The following is a 5086-nucleotide window of genomic DNA, read 5'->3' as shown; positions in this document are numbered from 1 at the left end:
TTTTCGTTTTGGGGGCATTTCTTTTTATTAAGTTGATGGGCATGTGATGCTACCCCTTCCATAAAATATATTAGTGTGGGTTTTATTTCATTTGGCTGTCAGGCTTACTTTAAGTAGCTTCTATATGAGAAAATATACTCTTAGGCAATGCATATAATATAACTAGTTAATTTGATAAATAGGAAGGTGAGATATCGATGGAGATTACATCTATTTCTAAAAAATTTAACGTATTATTTGTTAAATCTAGTGTTCCTGTATATTTTCCGGTACTAGAAGAATCTATATTTAACAGTTTGAAAAGAGTTATTGGTGACGTGACGATGGTGACATACGAAAACTTGGTAAAAACAGCTTTAGAGATACAACCGAGTCTTATTATTGTATTCCATGGTTTTGAAGAAGGAATAAGTAAAGGAATACAAGATTTAAAACAATATAATTTTAAGACCGCACTTTGGCTCACAGACGATCCGTACTTTACAGATGTAACGAAAACCTTGGTATTGGATTATGATTACATTTTTACACAAGATACAGGGTGTATTAATTTTTATAAAAGTCTTGGATGTAATCATGTATTTTATTTGCCTCTAGCAGCAGCCCCCCCTGCATATACCCCCATACTTAGAGAAGAAGACTATATGTATGATATTAGTTTTATAGGTACAGCATTTGAAAATCGTTTGTCTTTTATTGATTCAATTGCTGACTACTTAAATCAAAAAAACACATACATTGTAGGCTATGGTTGGGAGAAATTAAAACATTATGAATTACTAAAGAATAAAATTAAATTAGTTCCATTAGGAACGTACGAGGAGAGTTTACAATATTATACTTCCAGTAAAATTAATATAAATATGCATCGTTCCCCACAGGATCCAACATTAAATTGTAACTCTTTACAAATTAATGCACATTGCATTAACAATCGGACATTTGAAATTTCAAATTCACATGCGTTTCAATTAACAGATGTTAGGGCAAATCTTGAGAAACATTATACACCAAGTAAGGAAATAGAAATATTCCGTTCTCCTACAGAATTTGTTACGAAATCTGAATATTATTTAAGACACGAAAAAGAAAGAGTACAAGTTGCAACAAATGCATATAAGAGAACATTGCGGGAACATACTTATGATCATCGTGTAAGTCAATTATTAAATAATACTTTTATATAAAAGAGGGTACATTATTTATAAATTTTCATATACTTTTCCTAATTCTTTTTTATTTGTGTTTTTAAGTTCTCATTTTCACTTTCTAATAGCTTGTTCTTTTTTTTAAAAAGGTTTATCTTATTCTTTAAAGTTTCTATGATTACATCTTTTGATGCATCAGATTTATTTCTTTTTAGAGCTTTTCAATCATGTAATCCTCCTTGCTGTTGACGTAAGTCTTCAATCGTTTTTTCTGATTAAGGGCTCCCTATATAAATATGCTTTTGAAACCAGTGCTTTTTCTGACACTGAATTGAAATTAACTTTTTGTCCTTCTTTAATCATTAATTGTATTACTTTAGTCACTCGATATTGCGTTTTCTTCTTTTTTTAGAAGCGTAATTTAATAACCTCGTTGTATTCGGATGTTTATTAACCATTAATTTTTCGTTCCTCTCCTATATATTCACGTTTATGTTTTGATTACCGTAACAATCCTGCATCACCAACAATCGCATTTCGGCATCATGAAGAAGAGGATATGGAAAAAGCAATATATCCTGTTTGCTCAACATTCAAAGAATTACTTGATAGTCTACGTGATTTCGAAGATGAAGATTGAGGAAAATAAAAAACGGCCTATAACCAGTTAAATATATATTAAGCTCGTAAGGGATTGATGAGAAAAGCCTATATCTTAAATTACTAAGTAATAAAAGATATAGGCTCTTTTTTATTGGATGTTTTCTGATTATCAATACTAAATTTCAATAAAATCAATATTAATACTTATTCCACTTGGAATATATGTCCTTTATGTAGAATAATTTATTGATAGTAGTAGATGTTTAAAACCTTTCAGTTTATACAGACTAAGAATATTCCATATGTAGGGGAGACTCATCTTGAGAAAAATCGTGATTAGTTTGTGTATTTTTTTATTTAGTGACACTCAAGGACGTCCTTGAAGTTAATGCTGAAACCGAATGGGCGTTTCAGAATAACCACCTACAATTATGGAATTAGCTTTCCTAAGAGAACTCGGGCCAATAATATTAAAACTATGTACAAGCACGGTGACTATCAATTATTTACCTCTGAACGTATTGAGAAAATAATAAGAAATGAACAAAAAGACATTTATGATGTGACACTTAGAGTGATAGGATATGAAGGTCCGATCAATCCCCCTTATAAACTAATACGTATTACCTTTCAATTTCCTGTTGAAAACTTCACAAATTATAGTGTAATAAAGTACGTACATAAAAATATTACGCCGGATGAACTTGGGAAGCTAAGTAAGTTTGTTGATAGGTAGAGTGCAAAGTTTAACTTTTAAAGAATAAAAACTATGTCTTTAATATAAAAGGCTCTTTTTTGATGGATTGTTGCTTAATGACAAAGTGATTAATCCACCATTTTATAGTACTGTTAGAATGGAAATTCATTGTCCGATGTATTGATTTGATTGTATTCCACCTGCCAAATTCTGCAAAGTAACCGCAGCAGTGGAAGTATGATTGTAAAGGGTAAGAACATCACCTGCGGCTAAAGTGAGGATTGTTTGCCCGTTGTTTGGCTGAGCTCCTGCACCTAATCCATAAACTACGTTGATAACTGGAGCAACATTTATAGGATCAACTCCTGATACAGAAAAAGAAATCTTATAATCTCCTGCATTAATAACTATAATCTGAGAAGCTCCAGAAGTATAAGTAAACAGCCACACAAGTGTAAATAAAAAACCTATGAAAATTACATAAAGGGTTTTAAGAGTAAGCCTCTATTTCACATTCCATACCAAAAAGAGCACCATATATAAGTGCTCTTCGGACCAAAACTCTTAATATAAAAGAGTACGTGATACCAAATGTAATTTTTCATGGGCGTAAAGTATTGGGACAAAAACGCTATTAAGTCACTAAGTTATCGAGATGAAATATAGTGCACAAAGTTTTTTGTGCACCACTATATATAAACTATGTCTTGTTAATATATGTCCAACTCATAAAATCGTGAGCAAATGAAAATGGAATTTAAAAAGAGCGCTTTCCAAGGCGCTCTCTGACCAAAACTTATATTGAAAAAGAATACACATGATATTGCATGCATGCTGTATAGGTAGGTGCAGCTTTATGACAAAATCGTTATTTGGATAATTCCAGTAATACGATGATTTGTAAAGGCGATGTGAATTTTGTCTGTATGGAAAGTTTCAATATGTTCTTTTTAGATGTATTAATAGTTAGGGAAACATAAATCTGGAAATAAAGCTTGATATTCCGGGATTAATCGAAGATCGATAGTTGAGGTTGCAAAGTCTATATAATTTTTTTCTAATTTATCTAGTGTTGCGAGGTGATGAGTACCTAAGCCATGCTGGATACTATGTTCAGAAAGAGTAGGACCAATTTGTAATTTTCGGTTTTTCATAGCTTTATTCCATGGGCTGTAAAAGAATTTTAAAACGAAAGCAGGATACATGTAAACGATAAATGGATGAGGTGACCAATGCCGCCCTGCCGAATAGTTACCATGCGAATAATTATGGAGGAATCTACCGCCATAGTAAGGGGCAGGTGGATTAGGGTTGATTATCATCCCATGATAACGCTGTTTGACAAGGGGAATTCCGTATCTCGGATTCGTATAACCGTGAGTAGGGTCATCCACCATTAGAATAGTCCTAATGGAATACATGTTTTTCCCTAGAGTAGCAAGAGATGAGAAAAAGGCGTCCTTATCAAAACAGCAAAGAAATTCAGTGGTATTTAACACCATTTTCCATCCCGTAATTTCTTTTTCTATGTTCATTACTTCTTGATCAACTAATATGGCATCAAACTCTAATACTTTTGAATCGCGGATTTCCCAATGAGGTGCAAATAATCTGCATATTTCAACCGAACGATCAGTAGACCCACGATTAATAAGTATGCCATGATCAAATAGTTTTGTGTGGTGCATTAACCACCAAGGAAGCAGATATTCTTCGTTATAAAAATGAGAAATCAAAGTTGTATTAATAAAAAATCCCCCTTTTAAATGTTTGTTAAATATTCCTTTATATAGGATTATATGCTGCTTGACCTAAAAGGTTTTCTTTAAAAATTATAATGGATATTGAGATTTAAAAATATTCGTGGAAATTTCAAGGGTCTAGAATGATGGATAATAAAATGGATGGATTAGACGGAAAACATTCTTTATACAAATCCTAGAATTAAAGATTGGGAAGTTAATTAAATTGATGGCTGATGGTGAATATGAAATTGAAACTATTGATAGTAAGGTAGTCAAATGGCGGAATATAGAATTAAGTAAGGTATCGAGTAACCATATGAAGAATAAAAACTTTATTTGAAGGGATATTTTTATCATTTTAGCCAAGAAGACTCCTTCCTCAAGTAGCGTGAAGGGTCACAGCCCAGTGAGTAGGTAGGAGATGAATTGGCTTCGAACAAGGGATGGCAGGAAGCCATCTTAATTGTTCGACATACAGAAAGTGTTACTCCACTACCTATCGAATGTACGTTTGATATATAATCGTTATATACCGAAATGGAGGTGAATCAAATAATGATGAATAAAGCTTATAAGTTTCGTATCTATCCAAATCAGGCACAAGCAATTCTGATCAACAAAACGATTGGGTGTTCTCGCTTTGTATTCAATCATTTCCTATCCTTATGGGATCACGCATACAAAGAGACAGGAAAAGGCTTGACCTATGGTACATGCTCTGCCAAACTACCTGCCATGAAGAAAGAGCTTGTTTGGCTAAAAGAAGTGGATAGTATTGCGATTCAGTCGTCTGTTCGCAACCTTGCGGATGCTTATACACGCTTTTTCAAAAAACAAAACAGCGCACCGCGCTTTAAATCTAAGAAGAACAACGTACAATCTTATACCACAAA

Annotated in this window: 4 protein-coding genes and 2 pseudogenes; 3 read left to right on the top strand and 3 right to left on the bottom strand. The window is 32.8% G+C overall.

Features of this window, described 5'->3' with window-relative positions; translation table 11 throughout:
* Nucleotides 1-197: 197 nt before the first annotated feature.
* On the top strand, nt 198-1187 hold the full coding sequence (locus tag DN403_RS00655; RefSeq protein ID WP_149185268.1) for a CgeB family protein: 990 nt from the start codon (nt 198-200) through the stop codon (nt 1185-1187).
* 219 nt (nt 1188-1406) lie between these two features.
* Here DN403_RS00655 and DN403_RS31630 read toward each other — a convergent pair whose 3' ends face one another.
* Nucleotides 1407-1511 (bottom strand): hypothetical protein, encoded by a 105-nt coding sequence (locus tag DN403_RS31630; RefSeq protein ID WP_242469811.1) that lies wholly within the window; start codon nt 1509-1511, stop codon nt 1407-1409.
* A gap of 121 nt (nt 1512-1632) precedes the next feature.
* Here DN403_RS31630 and DN403_RS31625 point away from each other — a divergent pair.
* Nucleotides 1633-1788, top strand: a pseudogene (locus DN403_RS31625) (SMI1/KNR4 family protein); the annotation flags it as partial.
* An 825-nt stretch (nt 1789-2613) separates the two neighbouring features.
* Here DN403_RS31625 and DN403_RS31620 read toward each other — a convergent pair.
* Nucleotides 2614-2889, bottom strand: a pseudogene (locus DN403_RS31620) (hypothetical protein); the annotation flags it as partial.
* Nucleotides 2890-3407: 518 nt separating this feature from the next.
* On the bottom strand, nt 3408-4136 hold the full coding sequence (locus DN403_RS00635) for a glycosyltransferase family 2 protein (protein WP_242469810.1): 729 nt from the start codon (nt 4134-4136) through the stop codon (nt 3408-3410).
* A 612-nt stretch (nt 4137-4748) separates the two neighbouring features.
* Between DN403_RS00635 and DN403_RS00630 the strand changes: the two genes are divergently transcribed.
* A partial coding sequence (locus tag DN403_RS00630; RefSeq protein WP_149185266.1) for a helix-turn-helix domain-containing protein occupies nt 4749-5086 on the top strand: 338 nt, incomplete at its 3' end.

The organism is Bacillus sp. AY2-1, from assembly GCF_008368965.1.
In the GTDB taxonomy this organism is placed as follows: domain Bacteria; phylum Bacillota; class Bacilli; order Bacillales; family Bacillaceae_G; genus Bacillus_A; species Bacillus_A thuringiensis_S.
Note: the sequence above shows the minus strand (reverse complement) of the source record. Positions and strands in the feature narration are given on the sequence as shown.

Bases quoted from the DNA above. Each gene is read 5' to 3' on its own strand.
- DN403_RS31630 (WP_242469811.1), bottom strand. From the start codon at position 1,511: ATGATTAAAGAAGGACAAAAAGTTAATTTCAATTCAGTGTCAGAAAAA.
- DN403_RS00655 (WP_149185268.1), top strand. From the start codon at position 198: ATGGAGATTACATCTATTTCTAAAAAATTTAACGTATTATTTGTTAAA.
- DN403_RS00635 (WP_242469810.1), bottom strand. From the start codon at position 4,136: ATGCACCACACAAAACTATTTGATCATGGCATACTTATTAATCGTGGG.